We start from the raw sequence: 4,307 nt of genomic DNA on the forward strand, positions 1-4,307 counted from the left end.
TGGCAGGTGGTTCAAACACGCAGAAGTCCCCGTCCCACTTGGGACGGGGACTTCTGCGAACAGCCGATAGCTGGCCGCTAAAGTGGATACATCGCATTTGCGAGTCCAACTTTCGGGGACCAGTTCACACTGTGCCGGCCTTTTCATTTTTCCCTCTGCAAAGGAAATCTTTGGTTCAGCGGAGCTGAAGTGTTTGTGATGCTGCCGCGAGCTGGGTACCGCGTTGTTCATGGTCGCGCGGCTGGATGGTGGCACCCTGGAACATCGCGGTGACTGGCGGTCCGTCGCGGGCGAGTGGCTGCTGTGGTTCGCCCTGGCGGCGGACCGCCCGACCTACGGGAGGTTCCCGGTCCGCCGCTGGTGGTTTGTGCCTTGCCGGGCGGGTTGGTTACCGCCCGGCAAGGGTCTTCTACGCGGCTTCGGTGCTGGTTTCCTTGCCGCTGTCGATGATGATCTGCTCGGCCTCGGATGCGGTGTAGCTTCTCCGGACTACTGGCGCTCATCAATTGATACTCAAGGGGCGGGGCAACAGCCTAAATGTGCCTGATAGGTCACCCACAAGTTCGATGGGGTCAGGACAAGTCCGAGGAGGGTCGATTGCCGATGAGTACATGCCCCTTTTGAGGGCTACGTCGCTGAAGTCGTTGACGTAAGAGTCTCAGGATGCCCCTACCTCTGCGCCTAATTGCCTTGGCAACCAGGAGCAGTGAACCGGCGCCGAGCACAACGAAGAACAAACCCATCACGTACCAAGTGAGCGACGCAGGAACCTCGGCGAGCTGGAAGACGCTCGGAAACTGCAATAGGGCGAGCCCGAAGGCTAGACACGTGATGGAGTAGACAGTTCCCTCAATCCAGTTCCTGACTTTTCTGTTCTGGGCTGTAGACAACAGCAAGTACTGCCGAGTTGCTTCATTGCCGGAACGCAGCAAGTCATTTCGGAGATAGCGAGCGTGTGCGCTACCAGCGTCCCCTGGCCCGAGTTCCCCAACGGCCTTCGCTAGAGCGTAGGCCTCCGTTGCGATTGTGTGTGCCCGTCTTCGCCCACTCGACTCCCGAATCTTCAGGAACAAAGTCACTAGGGACACCGCGGGCGCGACGACGGCAGCAGCGATAGTCAGGGCATTCCTCCCAAGTTCGTTCCAGTCCATGATTTTTCCTGCCTTATCCACGTCAAAGCCACTAACTAATGTTGCGACGCGTTGTGTTTTGAAGTCGGGTTGGGACAAGCGTAGGACAGGGAGCGCCTAGGACCCGCTAAAGCTGGGGCAAAAGGGTCGCTACTGATCGAGAAGCTACCCAAGAGCGCGGTGGGCGTGGGGCCCGGCCGATACACTGCCTTCGGTGACCGCCCCTTCCCGGTGGGTCAATTTACTCAGTGCTATAGAAGGTGCAGATGCGCGACACTATTCAACAGTTCATGTGGGGTTTCCAGCCGCACTTCAGGTCTTCGCTCACTTTTCTCGCGAAGCACGCCCTTTCCTCAATAGGCGTAGAAGTGGCGCCCGAAGCTTACTTGGTTGGTTTCCGTGAAGCCGGAAACGGGCCCTGGCCGATTTGTGTCGAGCCAGAAACGGGACCGTACTCTCCCGACCTGCTGGGGGACGTGCTGCAGAATGCGGACCAACTGTACGAGGTGCATCCAGATCGCAACGTTCTGCACACACATCCTGACGTCCACGAGCGCTTCGTGCGCGGCCTTGTCGAATCATGCCGGATGAAAGCACTCAGCTCGGCCCTGGGCAATTCTGATACCGAATCTGAAAGAACGTTCTTTGTTGGGTACCCCGGGCACGTTGGTGACTACCGCGTCTATCCTGTCATCAGCGTCCTCAGAAGTCGCTGGGGCCTTTACCCACAACTGGACAAAGAGCAAAGCTTCTCCCGAATATCAACGCGACCTTCACTTCAGTCGGCTGTCCTGTGGGAGATTTTGGATCTGGCCACAAGTGCCTTGGGCCGGGCGCAGCCACCGCAAAGTCTCGGCCGTGCCGGGGATAATTCAGCTGATGTTGTACGGCATGCTGCGCACGATTTCGTAAATCGGCTGGTTACGGTGCACGGGGTTGGATGGGCGGTGGGTTTCCCGAGGCCATGGAGGCGGTTGCCGCGCAACCTTATGAAGGAAGGACAGGTATAGGCACCATCGTTCTCGCCAAGGAGGGACATCCCCAGGTCATCACCGACATCCGCTTTTCTAATCCAATAGTGCTTAGAGAGACCCGCTCTTTCCGCAAGGCACTTGAGATGACCGGAGTGAATCTTCATCTCCTCAGCGACGGCATCAAAGCGTATGGCCTCGGCCGCGTATCAGATGGATACAAAAAGGAGGCCGAGAACCTCTATTCCGTCAAAGTCGTTGGCCGTGGTTCATGGGAGCTTTCCCACGTTGACTCACACCTTCTCCGGCTTGACTATGGAATGGCGAAACTTCCTCAGGAGAGAATCTCGGAGGAGAAGTTTTTCGACACCGTCGAACGGGTTTTCCATGAAGACGGCGACGCTCGAGCATTGTGGGAGCTCACCCTTGCTGCCGCCGAGCAGCAACACGGAACCATGCTGGTCATCCATCGTGAGGCTGAGCTGGAAGCAAAGAGGCTAGCACCACAGGCTCTTGCCATAGAACCACGCCCCCTAGAATCAGAGGCCCTAGCTTCGCTAACCGCGATTGACGGCGCCATCCTTGTCGCTCCAAATGGACACTGTCACGCAGTTGGTGTCATCCTAGACGGCACTGCGGTGACCGGCACCGGCGATGCTGCGCGAGGCGCTCGTTACAATTCGGCCGTACGCTATCACCATGCAATGCCAGAGGGCTCATGCATCATCGTCATAGTCAGTGAGGATGGAATGATCAACCTCCTCCCTAGCCTGGCGCGCAGAGTTAAACTCTCGGCAGTCGAACACGCAGTTCGCAGTTTAGAAGAGGCTTCAGAGGGAGATGTCGAGTTCGAAAAGGCCAGTCGGCACGACAGGCATGTAGCCGCATTGGCCTTTTACTTATCCGGCGAACAATGCAATCGCGTCAATGCAGCCCGTGAACGAATTGAGGAAGCCCGTGAACGCTCGGGAAGTGCGATCACCAGAGTCGGATACGACCTCGTGAAGCCTAACCCCAAGATGAATGACTCATACTTCCTGCCTGAGGAATAGCGACGTGCTAGAAATCAGGCAGCACTTCCGGACGCGCCTGACGTCCTAAACGTCATCTCCTGCAGGGAAGATGAACAACAGAGAAGGACGACACAACCCCTGCAGAAGGAGGCGCGCTCTACATCTGTTCAGGAAGGGGAAGGCTCATCAACTGTGCCTTTTGTTCATCTGATTCCTTCTCAGTAACCAGGTCAATCAGATAGATATAAGCGGCACGGGCCACCCGAAGCGATTCGTGGCAGGCATCAATCAACTCCATAAAGTCGACTGTGCTATGCGTATCCTCGGTGACGCCCGTAGCCTCCCCATGAGTCAAGTGAACCAAACGATGAGTGCCGGCATTCCGAAGCAATTGCGCAGCCGGGTATAGTCCTTCCGGACAAATGTCGAAAGAAAGCTCAGCCAGCGCGATCGCTGCACCATAACCATCCACGGGAAGCGGGAGCTTCTTCCTAATGGCACCAGAGCCGTTGTCGAACCAATAGTTGCGGAAGGTGATGTCCCCAGGACGCAGACCCGTTTGAAAGTGCTCATTCGCTGCGACCGCTATTTTGTCCAAAAGGTCGAGGCTAGCTCGCTGAGCAAGTATCAGCATCGCCGGGGGCTCTCCATACAAGGAGTGATCAAGGGTATCCGCATACCAACCGGTGTCCTCTCGATGTTGCTGATACAGCGAATCCAACAGCATCATTTCCCCGTTGAAAGCAAGTCGGCGCACTGTAAGGAACTCTGCTTTGAGCACGTTCATGGAGGAAAAGATGGGTGGAGGATCCGGCTCCCCGAGACGGACGGTGACGCCGTCAAGGCCAGCACTGTCCCACCTAGGCTCGTCTGAGCCCAGTCCTTCAACAGCCAAAGTCAGCGCCAGCCTGTGCTGTTTGATCCACCTTTGGTAGTCGTTTAGTTTGTCGCCTTCGTGGCTGATATGCCCAGGGCTGTCGGTGAGCTCTAGAGTGTCCCACCGCTGCGCCGTGTCCTCTCCAGCAATTGCCGCTGTGTGCCTCCGCAACTCCTTCGCCTTCTTTAGGTGTCAATGGCCATTAGTTTCTGCCCACCGGCGGCCAGTTAATCGGCCCGCTGGTGGCCCGTAAAACTGCCCGGTGATGGCCAACAGATCTGCCCACTGAGGGTTCTCGGTGGGGTTGGCCATCGTC

At 57.0% G+C, this 4,307-nt stretch carries 3 protein-coding genes; 2 read left to right on the forward strand and 1 reads right to left on the reverse strand.

Annotation, left to right across the window (positions count from 1 at the left end):
- Positions 1-1,396 precede the first annotated feature (1,396 nt).
- Together ACWRN3_RS22730 and ACWRN3_RS22735 are read left to right on the forward strand one after the other, a co-directional pair.
- Positions 1,397-2,140 carry a hypothetical protein gene (locus ACWRN3_RS22730; RefSeq protein ID WP_476742014.1) on the forward strand — a complete coding sequence of 248 codons (744 nt, stop codon included), beginning with the start codon at positions 1,397-1,399 and terminating at the stop codon, positions 2,138-2,140.
- Positions 2,095-3,153: a diadenylate cyclase gene (locus ACWRN3_RS22735; protein WP_476742015.1), complete on the forward strand. Its 1,059-nt coding sequence runs from the start codon at positions 2,095-2,097 to the stop codon at positions 3,151-3,153. Before ACWRN3_RS22730 ends, ACWRN3_RS22735 begins: the two co-directional genes overlap by 46 nt.
- Positions 3,154-3,271: 118 nt before the next feature.
- On the opposite strand, the gene ACWRN3_RS22740 is transcribed toward ACWRN3_RS22735, so the two are convergent.
- Entirely contained in the window at positions 3,272-4,162 is an 891-nt protein-coding gene (locus ACWRN3_RS22740) for an LA2681 family HEPN domain-containing protein (RefSeq protein WP_476742016.1), read from the reverse strand.
- Between the last annotated feature and the right edge of the window lie 145 nt (positions 4,163-4,307).

This window comes from Pseudarthrobacter sp. rb (genome assembly GCF_056389225.1).